Annotated in this window: 17 protein-coding genes; 4 read left to right on the top strand and 13 right to left on the bottom strand. The window is 53.9% G+C overall.

From position 1 onward, the window contains the following. Positions 1–2: 2 nt before the first annotated feature. Complete coding sequence (locus AC222A_RS04815) at positions 3–941, bottom strand: SPFH domain-containing protein (RefSeq protein ID WP_372747736.1); 939 nt, start codon at positions 939–941, stop codon at positions 3–5. Between the two features lie 188 nt (positions 942–1,129). Between AC222A_RS04815 and AC222A_RS04820 the strand changes: the two genes are divergently transcribed. Both AC222A_RS04820 and AC222A_RS04825 read left to right on the top strand, forming a co-directional pair. After that, positions 1,130–1,453: a cupin domain-containing protein gene (locus tag AC222A_RS04820; RefSeq protein ID WP_372747735.1), complete on the top strand. Its 324-nt coding sequence runs from the start codon at positions 1,130–1,132 to the stop codon at positions 1,451–1,453. 89 nt (positions 1,454–1,542) lie between these two features. Continuing rightward, entirely contained in the window at positions 1,543–1,995 is a 453-nt protein-coding gene (locus AC222A_RS04825; protein WP_372759406.1) for a hypothetical protein, read from the top strand. Positions 1,996–2,198: 203 nt separating this feature from the next. Here AC222A_RS04825 and AC222A_RS04830 read toward each other — a convergent pair whose 3' ends face one another. Genes AC222A_RS04830 through AC222A_RS04880 form a run of 11 tightly spaced genes read right to left on the bottom strand, consistent with a single transcriptional unit; the run spans position 2,199 to position 11,482 of the window. Beyond that, positions 2,199–4,001 (bottom strand): pilus assembly protein TadG-related protein, encoded by a 1,803-nt coding sequence (locus tag AC222A_RS04830; RefSeq protein ID WP_486774685.1) that lies wholly within the window; start codon positions 3,999–4,001, stop codon positions 2,199–2,201. Between the two features lie 5 nt (positions 4,002–4,006). Beyond that, entirely contained in the window at positions 4,007–4,285 is a 279-nt protein-coding gene (locus AC222A_RS04835) for a DUF3613 domain-containing protein (protein WP_372747732.1), read from the bottom strand. Then, positions 4,282–5,046, bottom strand: a complete 765-nt coding sequence (locus tag AC222A_RS04840; RefSeq protein WP_372758956.1) for a tetratricopeptide repeat protein — start codon at positions 5,044–5,046, stop codon at positions 4,282–4,284. The genes AC222A_RS04835 and AC222A_RS04840 overlap by 4 nt, the downstream gene beginning before the upstream one ends. A 4-nt stretch (positions 5,047–5,050) precedes the next feature. Beyond that, a complete protein-coding gene (locus AC222A_RS04845) occupies positions 5,051–5,989 on the bottom strand; it encodes a type II secretion system F family protein (protein WP_372747730.1) in 939 nt (312 codons plus the stop codon). Positions 5,990–5,997: 8 nt separating this feature from the next. After that, positions 5,998–6,873, bottom strand: coding sequence for a type II secretion system F family protein (locus AC222A_RS04850; RefSeq protein WP_372747729.1), 876 nt, complete (start codon positions 6,871–6,873; stop codon positions 5,998–6,000). Next, entirely contained in the window at positions 6,870–8,135 is a 1,266-nt protein-coding gene (locus AC222A_RS04855) for a TadA family conjugal transfer-associated ATPase (protein WP_372747728.1), read from the bottom strand. The genes AC222A_RS04850 and AC222A_RS04855 overlap by 4 nt, the downstream gene beginning before the upstream one ends. Before the next feature lie 13 nt (positions 8,136–8,148). Continuing rightward, positions 8,149–9,462: a type II and III secretion system protein family protein gene (locus AC222A_RS04860; RefSeq protein WP_372747727.1), complete on the bottom strand. Its 1,314-nt coding sequence runs from the start codon at positions 9,460–9,462 to the stop codon at positions 8,149–8,151. Beyond that, positions 9,459–10,280 (bottom strand): Flp pilus assembly protein CpaB, encoded by an 822-nt coding sequence (gene cpaB / locus AC222A_RS04865; RefSeq protein WP_486774686.1) that lies wholly within the window; start codon positions 10,278–10,280, stop codon positions 9,459–9,461. The genes AC222A_RS04860 and cpaB overlap by 4 nt, the downstream gene beginning before the upstream one ends. 36 nt (positions 10,281–10,316) lie before the next feature. Next, positions 10,317–10,781 (bottom strand): TadE/TadG family type IV pilus assembly protein, encoded by a 465-nt coding sequence (locus AC222A_RS04870; protein WP_372749942.1) that lies wholly within the window; start codon positions 10,779–10,781, stop codon positions 10,317–10,319. Further along, a complete protein-coding gene (locus AC222A_RS04875) occupies positions 10,781–11,269 on the bottom strand; it encodes a prepilin peptidase (protein ID WP_372749943.1) in 489 nt (162 codons plus the stop codon). The genes AC222A_RS04870 and AC222A_RS04875 overlap by 1 nt, the downstream gene beginning before the upstream one ends. A 27-nt stretch (positions 11,270–11,296) precedes the next feature. After that, a complete protein-coding gene (locus tag AC222A_RS04880; RefSeq protein WP_372749944.1) occupies positions 11,297–11,482 on the bottom strand; it encodes a Flp family type IVb pilin in 186 nt (61 codons plus the stop codon). A 123-nt stretch (positions 11,483–11,605) separates the two neighbouring features. On the opposite strand from AC222A_RS04880, the gene AC222A_RS04885 reads away from it, so the two are divergent. After that, entirely contained in the window at positions 11,606–12,064 is a 459-nt protein-coding gene (locus tag AC222A_RS04885; RefSeq protein WP_372749945.1) for a regulatory protein RecX, read from the top strand. Positions 12,065–12,184: 120 nt separating this feature from the next. Beyond that, entirely contained in the window at positions 12,185–13,762 is a 1,578-nt protein-coding gene (locus tag AC222A_RS04890) for an AMP-binding protein (protein ID WP_372765019.1), read from the top strand. Between the two features lie 26 nt (positions 13,763–13,788). Here AC222A_RS04890 and AC222A_RS04895 read toward each other — a convergent pair. Beyond that, the coding region (locus AC222A_RS04895) for an ATP-binding protein (RefSeq protein ID WP_486774687.1) at positions 13,789–15,065 on the bottom strand (1,277 nt) is incomplete at its 5' end.

The following is a 15,065-nucleotide window of genomic DNA, read 5'->3' on the forward strand; positions in this document are numbered from 1 at the left end:
TGTTATTCCTTTCTCAGATCGAGAATGGGTACGCTGCTGTTGCCGGTGTATTTGGGTAGCACGCCATTCCAGCGTTCTACTTCTTTCAGGTGGATATAGTTTGGTGATTTCGCCAGCTGTCTATTGATGACCTCTATTTGATAGGCTTCGGCGTCGGCTAACGCACGAATTTTCTCGGCTTCCAGCTTGGCAGCCTGCAGCTCAGATTCAGCCTGCTTTACCTTTTGATTCTGTTCGGTGGCAAACCGTTCAAGCTCTGCTTGCTGTTTCAAGACTTCCTGCTCGCGTTTTTTGGTTTCGGTTATGGCATTGCGAATGACCGCAGGGAGCACGACATCGCGAATTAGCACTGTTTCAACCTGCAATCCCTTGGGCGCTAAATACTCGCTCAGTGAGGTTTGCAGGGTAACCTGAAGCTGTGCCTGCACGGACTCTAGGAAGAAATCCTGTGCTTGCTTAATACCTTTACCCTGTTCACGCAAAATGGAACGCAGCTTGGGAATCATGTGAACGTTGATTATGTCTTGGGTTTTGCCGGTGTTGCGTAGTATATCCGGTGCCATACTGCCAATAGTTCGGTACTGAACGGAAACGTCCATTTCGGTGATCAATTTATCTTCTGATGGTACGCCCGCGCGCTCTTTATGCGTTTTCTGGCGCAGGTCAAACTCTGTCCACGAATACAGTGGGTTTACCGGAAAGTGCAGCCCTTCATCAAACGGCACAGGTTGTACTTTTCCGAACAGGCTGGCGACTTTTACGTGACCGGCGGGAACCGTGGTATAACTGGCCATGGCAAGTGTCAACAACGCTGCCACATAACAGAGAATGCTGACGGTATGAAATGTGCGTTTGGTTTTGGGGTCAGCGGATGATTGCGCTACAAAAGTAAAAATAATGCCGGCTAGCAACACGATCAGAATAATGACAATAGTGCCCATGAAACTCTCCATTTACATTTTTCGTTGTTATACGTCGTCCTTGACGAAGGTTTTATCGTAGGGCAGTACTGCGCGGGCCGCCACCCGGTTTGGTCCAAAAAATAACTTTATTGTGAGGGTAGGTCATGCGATCACATCACTTTGATCAATCAGCGGTAGTTTTAACGCCTAACCAATCATGTGATGTTGTGGCATTGGATTCGGGGCTTTATGAGAAGCTGGATCGAGATTATGCAGGCTTTGCGGGGCATACGCTGATTGCCATGCACCATTTCACAGAGAATTGGCCGACGTGGGAGCGCCATCCAAAGGGAGACGAAATCGTCTGCCTTATTAGCGGTAGTGCTGAGTTTGTGGTCAGAACCACCGAGGGAGAGCAACGCGTGGTACTGGACTCGCCGGGAAGCTTTGTACTGGTGCCGCGCAATACCTGGCACACCGCACATATCGCCGATGCTGCGACTTGTCTTTTCTTTACCCCCGGAGAGGGTACGGAAAATACAGACGTCTAACGTCAGCATTTCTGATTTCTGGGGCTTGACAGTGTACCGCAATATCGCAAATGATAATCATTATCGTTAATGGGGTTGCGGGAGGCACTGTGGATTATCAATTTCTATGTCATAGACACAAGGTTCAGCTGAGTGAGCATTTAGAGGCTGCAGGGCCAATCTGGTCTAGCTGGATGCGCCAGGGGAAGGCATCGCTCGCCGAGGGTGAACTTGCGCAGGCGGTACAGTATTTCGGTTGTGCATTCGATCTGGCCTTAATGAAGGTGGAGCGCTTTACCGGTCACGCGGAGCAGGATGGAAAACGCCATATTGATCGTCTGCTGGAAGCCGTGAGTGCACTGGCGAAGGGGTTGGCGATGAGCGGCCATCTGGCTCTGCGGCGTGAGTATTTGGGGAAAGTCTGTGCCGTACTGCAGCGAGAGCAGCAGCGCACACCCTTGCTGGCTGATCGTCTACCTCAACCTGATGATGCCATTGGCCTGATGTTTAATGCGGGCTGGGTGACAACACCTGTAGCTGACACTCGTCAGCATTTGAACTGACCGCCGATGAAAGTCCGATTAGAAGTCTCCGTCGACGTATTGGAGCGGCTGATCGCCAGCGGCGCGTTGTGCGCAGAAGAAGTACTGTGTTCCGGGTTAACGGACCGTCAGTGTCTCACCGCGATCTGCAAGCGTTGCTGTGCTAAAACGATGACCAGGCAGCGCCCTGAGCCGGGCCGGCCGTCGACGCGATAGCCGCAGTGCTACATCATCAACTCGCTTCGGCCTTCCTGCACATCTAGAATTTGTACTCTGACTTCACCGATGGCCAAGCCAAGCGCTTCCAGTACCGGATCGAGAGTAAGTTCGGTAACGCCGCCGAGTATCGGGCTTAGCGCCAGCAGCAGATTGTTGGTCAGTATATTCCTGTTGCCGGTAGACAGCGTGATGGGTAAGCCTAGCAGCTGTGCGTTGATATTGGTGACCAGTGTGTTGCCTGCGCTCGTAACACCGTTGGATACCGCGTTAGACAGCGATGTGCTGGTGGTGCCTTCTTCGGTCGGAATGGCGTCGGCCTGCGACAGATCGACAGTAAAGGGAATGGTGCTGTCACTGCCATTGTCGATGGGAAGAGTGCCCGCGACATTTAACGTGGTGGTTACCAAACCGAGCCCCAGCAGGTTCAAATCTACTGATAGATCGGCTGGGCTACCGGCAGTTGCTCCACGTAGAATGGCACTTGCAACACCGGGTGAAGCCCCCACTGTAAAATCGAATGTGCGCGATAGCAGGCGTGGGCACTGGTTAATTTGGTCTAACCAGGCTTCGGTATCGGCGGACGTTGCCGCAACATACACGTTGCCCGACACCGTGAGCAAATTGGATAACAGTGCATCTAACAGACCGCTGGTGCCTGGTCCGAAATTAAGATTTACGCCCGTAACAAGATCGACTGCGGCAGCTTCGGCGCGAGTTCTGGGGTTGCCCAGGGTGTCGTAGCCGAAGCGACCTACCGCGATGGTCGGTACGCTTTGAATAGTGAGCGCGACGGTTTGAGTGATGGAATTGCCAAACAGCTGTTGAATCATCGGTAGCGACGCGGTGTCTGCAATAATATTGAGGTTGATCGTGTCGCCAAGATTGACTGCGAGCAAGGATGCGGTGATGAGTTGGAGGGGCGTAACTGTACTTTCCTTGCCTTGCTCGCTGCCAGCATAGTCATCGTCCACAACGAGTAGCGAGCCCAGGTCGACCGTTTCTGTACCGCTGCCGCTACTGCTGGCTTCTGTAATGATATCTGTCATTGCACTAAGCGCAGCGGCGCTACCACCATTGAGCGTCAGGGTGTCATTGATGGCCGTTAACAATTGGCTTAGCGATAGATCAAGATTACTCAAGTCATTCAGGCTGGCGGCAGCACCGAGCAGTCCGGCAGCAGATAACTCTGCAATTAAGTCGCCAAAGGTAATCGCTCCTTCTACCAGGCCTTGATAGCTAGCTGCAGACAAGCTCAGCGATCCACCAAGTAGGCCGCCAAGCACCGAATCCAGAATGTCGGACTGGCTGCTGTCGACCGACAGCAGCGCGTTCCCGGCAGACAGCGTCGCTATCAGATCGCGCTCTGCCACACCGGTTGCGCTTAGCGTGCTAGTGCTAAACACACTGCCACCAAACAATGCTGAGGGAACCGTGCGAGTAAGCACAACTTGAACCGCCTGAAACTCACTGGCAGAACCCGTAAAGGTACGTCGGTTCGCTATACTGCTCAGGGTGCCGAGACCAACAGTAACGGTATTATCCGGATCGTCGGCATCAAAACCGTGGTCGAGCAGGGTCGCTTTTACACCATTCTCTACCGTTGCAATGCTCTCGAAACCGCTGCAATACAGCTGGGCTGCCTGCAGGGCCGCGAGATCTGCGCGTTGCTGCAACGAGCGTTTTTCAAGGTAGAGTCGCCCCGTATCGACTGCCAGCGCTACAAACATCAGTAGAGCACCCAGCGTGATGGCTGAGATAATGGCGATGGCACCCGATTGACGCGTCCAGCGTTGAGCTACCCTTTGCATAGAGTTTACTCGCTGAATTCTTCACTGATATAGGTATCTGGAATCGGGTTGCCGAAACTATTGATATAACGCTCGTACACCTTGCTTTGTGCCGGTCCGGTAAGACGCTGCTCATTTCTTGATGCGAGCTTGCCGGAGCGTTGCAGTTCCAGCAGCTGGGCGGTACTTGTGGCCTGCTGACTGCGCAGCAGCTGATTGGTATCCGGACCTGATTCCTGGGCAATAGCTGGTATCGCCAAGCTACTGACGACGAAACTGGCAGCTAGCATATAGCGTGTTGTCATAGGGTTTCTCCCAAACGAATCAAAACAGTAGGCTCAGTGTTGGCTGCAGGAACTTTGGCAACGCGAGAAGCACGGTTTTGTGACAGGTTGCGGCGAAATTGAGCGGCTTTGACGACGAGATTCTGAAAATCGTCCACTGAAATATGGTGGTGCTCGGCAACGGACCAAGCGGTCTGGGTATCGCTGCTCAAGATCAGTGCCAGTACCAGATTGCGTATCGCCACCGGGTGTCCAGGCTGCAGTTCTACTGCGGTCATAAACTCATGGCGGGCTGTGTCAAAGCTGCCACTGGCCAGTAGTGCAAAACCGTAGTCGTTGCGAATGTTTGCATCGGTAGGCAGAAGATCCCGAGCAGTTTTCAATTCTGCCAGGCCCTGTTCAAGGTTCCCGGTTACAGCGAGCACCTTACCCGCACCCAGATAACCCAGTGCGTTCAGACAACCGCGCTTGAGCGTGTTGTATTCAGTAAGTGCCGCATCAAGTTGGCCGCTTTTTCGCAGCGACTCAGCCAGCAGGAAGCGTGCTCCGTCGGACTGAAAATCTTCCCGCTCCAGATGTGCAATTGCAGAAAAGTATTGGCCTTCGGCTACCTGTTGACGAATTAGGTCAAGTCGCACGTTGCGGTTCTTGTCCGATTCGGCGTAGCAGCGTTCGCCGCTGTCGACCGGTACTTTGCTTACGGTAGGAGCGCTGCTGCAGGCGGTCAGCGCACACAGGCTCAGATAGAGTATCGTAATGGCTGTGCGTTTAAAGAAAATCATGGGATCAGTCCCCGTTGAGTTGTGACAGGGCCCGGGATATGGCAATGAAACCGGGTCCGCCGATGACGATGATGAGCGAGGGGAACATGAACAGCATCATGATTACCGACATGTTGCCGGAGGTTTTACTCACCTTTTCCTGCAAGCCGGTTTTGCGCCGGTTTTGCAGCACCTCGTAGAGTTCATTGAGCGAGCTGTCGATACCGCCGCCACTGGTCGATTCCTGCCGGAGAATGATCAGGTACTCGCGAAAGCCTTCAGCGGTGGTGTTGTTGCAAAGTTCCTGCAACGCATCGTCCTGTGCTTGCCCGGAGTCGATACGCTTGACCGCTATTTTCAGTTCAGATGCGGTGTCTGGTGTCAGGTGGCGTAGTTCATCACACAATATCGACAAGGTCTTGGGTAAGGACAAACCTACCCGCCACAGCATACGCGTGGTCTGTATTAGCATCAGGGATTCTTCCTCCAGACGCTTTTGCCGCTTGTCGGCACGTTCTTTGAGTAGACGCTTCATGAAAAGCAGCAGGCTTCCTGCAACTAGCAGGGCGTAGACGCCTGACATCACAACACCGTGAGCGTTGCTTGCGAATGCGACCCAGCACAGCAATGCAATAACTGTGGCTACGATCACGGCGGTGATCAGATAACGCATCTGATCTGCCGCGCTGCCGATGCCGCATTGACGAAATAGCCGAGCAATCTCGTCGATGGTTTTGTATTGCTTGCGCAGTTGACGCCAGGGTTCAAGCTGCAGTCCTTGCAGGGCGCGTTTGCGCCGGTTTTGTTTGCTGTCATCTTCGGCGGCGGCCGGTGAAACCGTCTGTTTGTGCGGTGCGGGTGGCGCGAGTTTGGGCTTTGTGTCTGCCTTGGCTGCCAATAGCAGTATTGGCACAGCTCCCAGCATCAGAACACAGGCGATTAGGACAACGTGATAGGCTTCCATAGCGTCTCCTAAATGGATCTAACCAGTCGCCAGAGTGAAAACACACCGAGTACCTGCATGGCAAAGGCGGCTACCAATAACTGCTTGCCAAAACTGTCACGCCACATCTGCAGCAAAAATTCCGGGTTCATGCTAAATAGCAGCGCGATCATCGCGATAGGAAGAATGGATAACACCAGCGCGGTGATCCGGGTTTCACCGGTTTGTGCTGAGAGTTCCCGCTTGCCCTGATCATCGAGTCGGAGGATGTGCACAATATCGTCCAGTACCGCACGGATACTACCCCCAAATTGCTCATTGATATGCAGAGCGGTGGAAATGATTAACAGCTCTTTGAGGCCGTTGGCACGCGCTTCGCGCTCAAAAGCCTGGTGCAGTTCCAGGCCGAGGCCAACGCGTTGCATGATACGGCGCATAGCTAGTTCCAGTGGGCCTTCAATATTTTCCATTGAATCAGTAAACGCGTGTTCTACTGATACGCCACTGGATAGTCTTCGAGATACCTGATTCAGAAAGGAAGGCAGTGCCAGTAGTAACATACGCTTTTGTCGAGTGCCAAGTGCCTGCAGGGTCAGATGCGTGGTCAGGAGCATGGCGACATATGCGAGAAAGGCGAGGCTCAGTTCCACCGCGAACGCCAGTATGACAAACAGCACCGACTCGATTACCAGCGCGGCGATGACGATGGCTGGTGCTAGGTTCAGGCCGAGCCCATTCAGATATTTGACGATAATTTCCGGCGTCCAGCGCGAACGTCTGGAGGCCAGTGGATCGAACGTATCCTCGGTTTCGGCGGCGGGTGCGGTGGCGGATTCCTGTTTTCCCGCCAAGACCAGTACCAATCCGGCCATACACATCAGCAAGCTTGCGCCAATCAATATCATGCGTGGCCACCCTGGTGAAAATCGCTGGCGCGCGGCCCGTGCCTGCGCTCTACAGTATTATCGTCCCGTGGTATCACTCGCTTCAGGCAATCGAGGTCGTCGTCGTAGAGAAATAGGGGGGTGAGTGTACAGTTGGTCCCGGTCACCTCGACAATTTCCAGTACCGAGCGCTTGCCGCTGTTTAATCGGCCTACGTGAACCACGTAATCAAGGGCGCTGCTGATCATTCGCTGACAGAGGTTGTCGGATCCTTTGAAGTCAGCCAGCCCAACCATCATTTCCAGGCGGGTAATTGCATCTTCGGCGGAGTTTGCGTGGACTGTGCTCATGGAGCCGCTGTGGCCGGTATTCATGGCCTGCAGCATGTCGAGTATTTCACCACCACGACATTCGCCGACAATAATGCGGTCAGGTCGCATACGCAGCGCGTTGCGCAACAACTCACGGGCGGTTACTTCGCCAATGCCTTCATTATTGGGCGGTCGGGTTTCCAGTCGAACAACGTGGCTGTGCTGTAACTGGAGTTCTGCCGCGTCTTCGATGGTGACGACCCGCTGGCCATCGAAAATAAACTGACTGAGGGCGTTCAACAGCGTGGTTTTCCCAGAGCCGGTTGCGCCGCTGATGAGAATATTGCGGCGCGTATTTACGGCCGTTTTCAAGAACTCCATAGCTTCACGAGTGATCGATCCGCTGTTGATCAGATCCTCTTCGGTGAGTGCTTCTTGACGAAATTTTCGAATGGACAGGCAGGGGCCTTCCAATGACAGTGGCGGTACGATGGCATTGATTCGACTGCCGTCAGGTAGCCGACCATCGACCAGCGGGCTGGATTCGTCGATGCGACGCCCCAGAGGTGAAATCATTCGACGAATAACTCTTAGAACGTGGCGATCGTCGAGAAACCGCAGCGACGTTTTTTCCAGTACGCCATTGCGTTCGATAAAAATGGATGTCGGGCCATTAATCAGAATGTCGTTGACTGAGGGGTCTTCCAGCAGGCTCTGAAGGGGGCCATAGCCTGCAATTTCGTCGAGCAATTCCTTCTCGAGAACCAGTTGTTCTTCTTCAGCTATGGGGAACTCGTAGATCCGGCAGTACTGTCGTATATAGCCAGCGATCGATTTGGACAGGCGCTTGGTGTCACCGTCGTAAAAAGCGTCTTCGTCTTCGATACGCTCAATAACGAAGCGATGCAACGCCGCTTTAAGGCGTTGATATTCGTCGCTGGGCGCAGACGCGTTAGTGTGTTCGGCTGTCATGGCTTTAGGTTCCTCAGTCTGAAAAACCCACGCCGGGCGAAGACCAGGTTTTACCACTGTGTTTGGGTTGCGTGTCGCCAAACAACATGTCACCAAAACTTGGACTATGACGTCGATAGATTTCGCCTGGCAATTCCGGCAGCTGTACGTTTGCAGCAATGGGTCTGACCAAATGTGGAGTAACAATCATGATCAGCTCTTTGTCTTCCTGCTCGAATCGCGTAGAGCGAAAAAAAGCGCCCAGTACCGGAATGTCACCAAGCCCTGGAAATTTGTCTGCATTGCTGGTGGTTCTGGAGCTGATCAGACCACTGATAATAAAACTCTCTCCAGAGGCCAGTTGTACCGAAGTGTCCGTGCGCCGAACTCGCAGCGAAGGCACAGCGACGCCCCCGGTTTGGATGCCGTTTACGAAGTCGAGTTCGCTCACTTCCGGAGCAACCTTTAGCATAATGCTCTGATTGTCGAGTACCGTTGGGGTGAGTCTCAGTCGCACCCCAAATTCCCGGTATTGAATATCGATGTCGCCGTTATCGTTGCTTGCGGGGTAAGGAAATTCGCCTCCGGCAAGAAAACTGGCGCTTTGACCAGACATCGCAACCAGTGATGGTTCGGCCAGCGTGTAGGCGTAGCCGTTGTTTTGCAGGGCACTGATCACACCCAGCAAACTGCGCTGGGCTTTGCCTAGTATGAGTGAATAACCTTCCGCGTTTGGTAAGAATCCACTGGAGGTCAGCAGGTTAAAGGCTCCTCCTACACCCTCAACGCCGCCCAGTGAGCCGGGCGGGCCAACTGCAGCTGTTGTATTAAGTGTGTTTTTACCCAGCAGCGCACCTGCAGACTTAAGTTCGCTGCGACTGATTTCCACAATGCGTATATCGGTTTGTACCTGAATAGCGCCCGTGGAAAGGGTGGTATCCACAGCGGCCTTTCCCGCGCCAGCAAGTGCGCTCTGGTGCTCATTCAATGAATTTACATAGCCGCTCACAACCACACCGCCTTGAACAGCCTGTATTTCAGCATTGGCGGCCAGTCCTGATACTGATGGAGCTGTGTTTACCTGGTAACGCAGCGGGTTTTTGTACCCCTTTTTCCAAACCATTAGTGAGGTGGCACCGTCGGCTTTGGCGGTCAATAGAATTTCACGACTGTTGATAACTTTGACGCTGACAATATCCGGGTTGCCCACCGCGGTGCGCACAATGGCTTCCGGTGAACGCATCTGGTATTGCTCGCCAGTGACCAGTCTCATTGCGGTACTTTCCACAGCTACGGCAATACCTGCCAGTAAGCCGAAAAAGAGTGGAATCCATAATTTCCAGCTCATCGGGAGGTCCTCACGGTTTCCACTGTGTCGCCATGGTAGACATAGACTTTAGGCGGTACATAGGTGGATTTGGGTTTGCCAACGATGTCGCTCATGTCGGCTTTAACTTCGATACGCGCAGTTGGCTCGGCTTCAAGTTTGAGTTGCGCTAGTTCACGGTCGCCGACGGCCGCCAGGCGCAGTGTGCCGGACGTGTCCGCCAGTAGCAGTTTGCTGATTTCAGGTTCCGGGACTTCCAGAACAGCGGTGCGGCTGCGTTTACCACTGACGGGCTCTCCGTCTGGCCCGCTTCCCTGAATGACGTTGCCAAAAGCCAGAACCTTGATGTCGCTGAGTATGCGACGAGAGAAATGTGAGTTGTCTTTTCGACTACCACCCTTGGCGGCGAAGATAACATCGACACTGTCTCCTGGCATCAGAAAGCCGCCAGCACCGACAGTTTCATCGACCGAAACAGCCATTGCGCGGTGACCGGGAGTAACCTGTTCTGCCAGTACACTGCTGATTTCGAAGTGCGACTGGCGCAAGACTTCGCCTTTGGGCAGGCGCACAAAGATTTCTTTGCCGACCACATCTTCGGCCTTTTGAAATGTGCCGCCGGTGCTGAGCGGGTAGGGGATCGTTTGAACATCCTCATCCGTCAGTATGGAGTTGGGTTCAATATCGCGCGTGCTGACCAGCACTTTGTAAGGTGATTCAGGCGCGAGGGTAACCGCTTTGTTGTTGTCGCTGCTGCCTAGCCGGATACCGACAATGGCGAGAATAACCGATAGCCCGATCAGTGAAAATGCAACGAGCTTTAGCGATTTGGGTTGCATACTGTAGTCCTTCACAGGGTGATAACGAAATTAGGGTCACACTCTCAAACTCGCACGGCCAACCAGATGTTGCGGTATACGGGGTATGGTGCCGATCGTTGGCAGCGTTATTGCCGGGATAAGCGGATTTGAGTCGTAGTTGTTATAGCGAACCTCCACCGTGCAGGTATCGCTTACACAATTGACAACCACTTTTTCTCCACTGGCTCCCAGAACTTCACTCTTTACCGAGGCAGGCAGCCAGTCGAGGGTGCTTACAACCTGAGTGCGTACGGCCGGGGTAATTCTGTCATCGATGCACTGTTGTGTAGTCAAGCCCTGGCAATCGACTGCGATGGCGGCTCGTAGCGCATCTTCTGAAGCGTAGGTGAAGCTCTGAATAAGCATGAATACCATCGAATATGTCACGATGGCGTAGATCAAAGCCATGAACACGGGAAAGATTAGAGAAAACTCGATTGCCGAAGCACCGCGTTGGGTGTGCTTGCGAAACCGGGTCATTAGACTAGCCCCTTAAACAGTGAAATAGTGGCGGTTATTAGTGCGCCTAGAGCAATGGCCGTGCCGAGTGGAATGCCTCGCTGGCGCAGTTGGCCGAGCGTGCTGGCTGCAGCGCCGCCTGGTGTCGAGTGATGCCGCGCAGCGTCGCTGGCCGCAGCCAGCCCGAAGAGTGCGAGAATCCCGAAGCTGAATGCGTGCACCAGCGTATCGGTTGTCCACAGCGGGGCCAGGGCAAATAACAGCTTCACGTCGCCAGCGCCCAGCGTTGCTGACGCCATCCCTGGAACAGATATGGCTGCCACAATGAGCAGATTGAACATCAGCTCATTGCTGCTTGGATCTCCCACTAGCCAGCGCACGAGGGCACTGGCCAGAAGAACTCCGACAGCCCAGTTGGGAATTCGTCGCTGGGTCCAGTCCTGCCAGGCAATAATCGCGAGAATCGCAGCGGCTATAGCCTGTGACAGGGGGAAAAGAGCGCCTTCCATACTGGCCTCCAGCGTGTGGTTAGCGCGTTAGGCGCAACCACCCAGGCTAGTACAGATATCGGTGAAGAAGGTAGATACACTGCCGCCGATACCGGTTACTGCTACAATAATCAGTGCCCCGATCAAACCGGCAATCAGGCCGTACTCTATTGCGCTGGCGCCTTCTTCGCTGGTGGCAAATCGGGCAAACTTTTCTTTAATGCTACTGTACATATGCGTACTCTCCGTTAGCGGACTTGGTGGGCGGTGCACAAACATTTCCGCCTCGTTTAATTGTCACGCTGTGGTACATAATGAGAAATAAGTAATTACCGAAGGTTTGGTTGTAAAAAACGTATGTCAGGAGCTGAAGATCCCAAAAAGCAGTGTCAGCGTGAGGCGCGAATCGCCGCGATGGACCTGTTAGCCCGACGTGAGCACAGTCGACGTGAGCTGGTCAGCAAGCTTGAGCGCCGCTTTGTGCCGGATGTGGTTGCAGCTACCGTGGACACGCTGGCAGACGAGGGCTTGCAGTCGGATCGGCGCTTTGCCGAAGCGTATTTGCGTCAGCGCAGTGAGCGTGGCTATGGCCAGCTGAGAATACGCCAGGAAATGCGCCAGCGGGGCGTCAGTGATCAATTGATCACAGAGGCCGAAGCCGCCTGTGAGGTTGATTGGTATGCTCTGCTTGAGCGGGTTGCAAAGCGGAAATTTGGCGACGCGGAACCGGCAGATTTAAGCGAAAAAGCAAAACGACAGAGATTCCTGATGTACCGCGGTTTCAGTACTGAGCAGATACGCGATGTGCTGGACTGATTTTGCGAAACGCTGGCCCATTGTGTCTTACTGAATCGTAAGGAAGGCTTGCTGCTGGGCTGGTAGGCTGCACTCATTCACAACACTAAACCTTAAAATAAACCTCAAAGAGAGTTGTCGATGCCCTCGATTTTTGAAGAAGCTTGTGCGTGTGCCCCAGTAGGTATGGAGATATCTGCCATTGCCCGTCGTGATCCGCAGCGGCGCGCCATTCTTTCTGAGCATGGAGAGCGTAGTTTCTACCAGCTTAATTATCGTGCGAATCAGCTAGCGCGATTACTGTTGCAGGCCGGTGTAGAGCGGGGAGATCCGATCGCCTTGCTGTGCGGTAACCGTCCAGAATTTGTCGAAGTCGTGATGGCTGCGCACCGGCTTGGCCTGCGTTTAACTCCGGTTAACTGGCACCTTAAAGCTGATGAGATTGCTTATATTGTAAGCGATTGTGAAGCCAAAGCGCTATTTGCCGACATCAGGGTCGGCAGCGCTGCGCAACTTGCCGTCGCCGGGAACCAGCAGTTGAAAATCAAGGTGGCGATTGGCGGAGAATTGGTCGGTTTTGAGTCTTGGGACGCTGCCGGCATCGATTTGTCAGGCGATGACATCACCCAGCCCATTCGCGGCTCCGTTATGCAATATACCTCGGGCACGACGGGCAAACCCAAGGGGGTATTGCGAAAACAGGCTGACCCGACAAAAGCGGCCGAAATGCAGCAGCTGATGACAGCAGTATTTCAATTTGCCCCAGATGAGGGAAAAGACTGCAGTCTGGTAACTGGGCCGCTTTATCACGCGGGGCCCTTTAACCTGTGCATGCAAACACCGCTGACAGCCGGTGTCGGAATTGTGATGATGGACAAATGGGACGCGGAAGCAAATCTCGCCTTGATTGAAACTCATCAAGTGACACACTGTTTCTTTGTGCCAACGATGTTCAACAAACTGCTGCAACTGCCCGAGTCAGTCCGGCAAGGATATGACCTGTCGTCTCTGAAATTTGTGATTCACGGTGCCGCCCCCTGTGCGCGATCTACCAAGCAGGCGATGATGGATTGGTTTGGTCCTATCATCTGGGAGTTGTTTGCCGGTACCGAAGGGCCAGGCACCTTTGTTAGTCCGCAGGAATGGTTAGCCAAGCCAGGCACGGTGGGTAAGCCGGCGCCAGAGCAGATGATAATCCTGGATGATGAAGGCAATCGATTGGCAGCGGGGGAAGAGGGTCAGATCTGGGTGCTCAACCCTAAAGACAGCCAATTCGAGTACTACAAAGCGCCGGACAAAACTGCTGCTGCGCAACGCGACGGCTATTATACGGCCGGTGATATCGGTTACCTCGATGAGGACGGGTATCTGTTCTTAACCGGCCGCAGTGCAGAAACCATTATCAGTGGTGGCGTGAATATTTATCCTCAGGAAATTGACGATGTGTTGGTTCGGCATCGAGCTGTTGCAGATGCCGCCTGCGTCGGTGTGCCGCACCCGGAGTGGGGTGAGGAAGTAAAGGCCCTTGTCCAGCTGCAAGCTGGGTATACGGGTACTGATGCACTGTCGGCAGAACTGATAGAGCATTGCGAAGCAGCGCTTGCCCGCCAGAAGGTGCCGCGCTCAGTGGAGTATCTGGAGGCGTTGCCACGCAGTGAGGCCGGGAAGGTCTATCGCAAAGCGTTGCGTGAGCGCTATTGGCAAGACCGGAAAATCTGAGCCCTGGGCTCGCCAGCAGATTAGAATTACATTTCGCGTGGTGGCTCCACACGCAAGGACGCTGGCAGCGTAATTGAGACGGTCAAGCCTGGTTGTGCATTACTGGCAGTGATTCGACCGTTGTGGCTTTCGACAATACGCTTACTGATGGCCAGGCCCAGTCCGTGTCCACCGCTGGCGCGTTGTCGGGACTCGTCGACTCGGAAAAAAGGCAGGAATATTTTGTGCAGCATGTCCTGCGGTACGCCGCTGCCATGGTCACGTAATGTTATTGTCAGGTCGCCCTCATTGCCCTGCGCTAGGGTTATCGCAACGATGCCATGCGCGGGGCTGTGGCGAATAGCATTACGCAATACATTCTCAATGGCAGTGCGCAGCGCCTCACTTGCTGCGAGAATCCAGATGTCTCGCGGGGGAGTCTGCAAGGTTAGTCGTATCTGACGAGGTTCAGCTTCGAGGGCGTTTTTCTCTATCAGGTCGGCCAGTAGTGTGTTGAGAATCAGGGTGTCCGACAGACTCTCGATCTGCGCCGGTTCTTGTAGTAACTGATCAATCAGTTGGTTGAGGTATTCACATTCGTCGGCGATACGCACAAGTTCGGCCGACTCGCCCTGTTTGCGCTCAGCCAGTGCAATGGCGGCCTTTATGCGCGCTAGGGGCGTGCGCAGTTCATGCGACACATCATGAATAAGGGCGCGCTGACGACTACGCGATTCTTCAAGTTGTTCGGCCATGTTGTTAAAGTCTTTACGCAGGGCGCTCAGGTCATCTTGGGTGTTTGAGGCGGGCAATCGAACGCTTAGATTGCCCGCGGCGAGCGCTTGGGTGGCCCGGCGGAGGTCGCGAATGGGGCGGGTATAACGCCTGACCATCCAGTAGCTTATGGCGCCAGTAGCCAGGAAGGCGGCCAGCAACCGCAACCAGAGATGGCGATAGAATAATTCAGCAATAATCGGGTTGGGCGGCTTCACTCTGGCGATCAGGTAGCCGTCAATTTCCTGCTGACGATGCAGTGGTCGAATTAACAGAATTCCCTCTTTTGTGTAGTAGGGCTTTCGAAATGCGCGCGGTGGGGCCTTGGAGATGATGTCGTCGAGCTTCGTGCTCCAACTGAGTCGCTGGCCAAAATCCTTTTCGGCATCGCGATGCACTAACCAGTCAAAATCGTGCTGCTGAGAACGCATCCAACGTTCCCAGTCTATGGGGTCGCGGCGGTAGCGCCGACTGGCCTGTCGTAAAAACTGCCTGGCCTGCTCATGCTGGTTACGTGTTTCTTCGAACCTCGGCCCTTCGCGATTGAGGT

The sequence above is a fragment of the Litorivivens sp. genome, assembly GCF_057445395.1.

What these genes read in the sequence shown, in the direction of transcription:
- AC222A_RS04885 (WP_372749945.1), top strand. Translation starts at nt 11,606, where the DNA reads ATGTCAGGAGCTGAAGATCCCAAAAAGCAGTGTCAGCGTGAGGCGCGA.
- AC222A_RS04815 (WP_372747736.1), bottom strand. Translation starts at nt 941, where the DNA reads ATGGGCACTATTGTCATTATTCTGATCGTGTTGCTAGCCGGCATTATT.
- AC222A_RS04870 (WP_372749942.1), bottom strand. Translation starts at nt 10,781, where the DNA reads ATGACCCGGTTTCGCAAGCACACCCAACGCGGTGCTTCGGCAATCGAG.
- AC222A_RS04875 (WP_372749943.1), bottom strand. Translation starts at nt 11,269, where the DNA reads ATGGAAGGCGCTCTTTTCCCCCTGTCACAGGCTATAGCCGCTGCGATT.
- AC222A_RS04880 (WP_372749944.1), bottom strand. Translation starts at nt 11,482, where the DNA reads ATGTACAGTAGCATTAAAGAAAAGTTTGCCCGATTTGCCACCAGCGAA.
- cpaB (WP_486774686.1), bottom strand. Translation starts at nt 10,280, where the DNA reads ATGCAACCCAAATCGCTAAAGCTCGTTGCATTTTCACTGATCGGGCTA.
- AC222A_RS04835 (WP_372747732.1), bottom strand. Translation starts at nt 4,285, where the DNA reads ATGACAACACGCTATATGCTAGCTGCCAGTTTCGTCGTCAGTAGCTTG.
- AC222A_RS04890 (WP_372765019.1), top strand. Translation starts at nt 12,185, where the DNA reads ATGCCCTCGATTTTTGAAGAAGCTTGTGCGTGTGCCCCAGTAGGTATG.
- AC222A_RS04840 (WP_372758956.1), bottom strand. Translation starts at nt 5,046, where the DNA reads ATGATTTTCTTTAAACGCACAGCCATTACGATACTCTATCTGAGCCTG.
- AC222A_RS04860 (WP_372747727.1), bottom strand. Translation starts at nt 9,462, where the DNA reads ATGAGCTGGAAATTATGGATTCCACTCTTTTTCGGCTTACTGGCAGGT.
- AC222A_RS04845 (WP_372747730.1), bottom strand. Translation starts at nt 5,989, where the DNA reads ATGGAAGCCTATCACGTTGTCCTAATCGCCTGTGTTCTGATGCTGGGA.
- AC222A_RS04855 (WP_372747728.1), bottom strand. Translation starts at nt 8,135, where the DNA reads ATGACAGCCGAACACACTAACGCGTCTGCGCCCAGCGACGAATATCAA.
- AC222A_RS04830 (WP_486774685.1), bottom strand. Translation starts at nt 4,001, where the DNA reads ATGCAAAGGGTAGCTCAACGCTGGACGCGTCAATCGGGTGCCATCGCC.
- AC222A_RS04850 (WP_372747729.1), bottom strand. Translation starts at nt 6,873, where the DNA reads ATGATATTGATTGGCGCAAGCTTGCTGATGTGTATGGCCGGATTGGTA.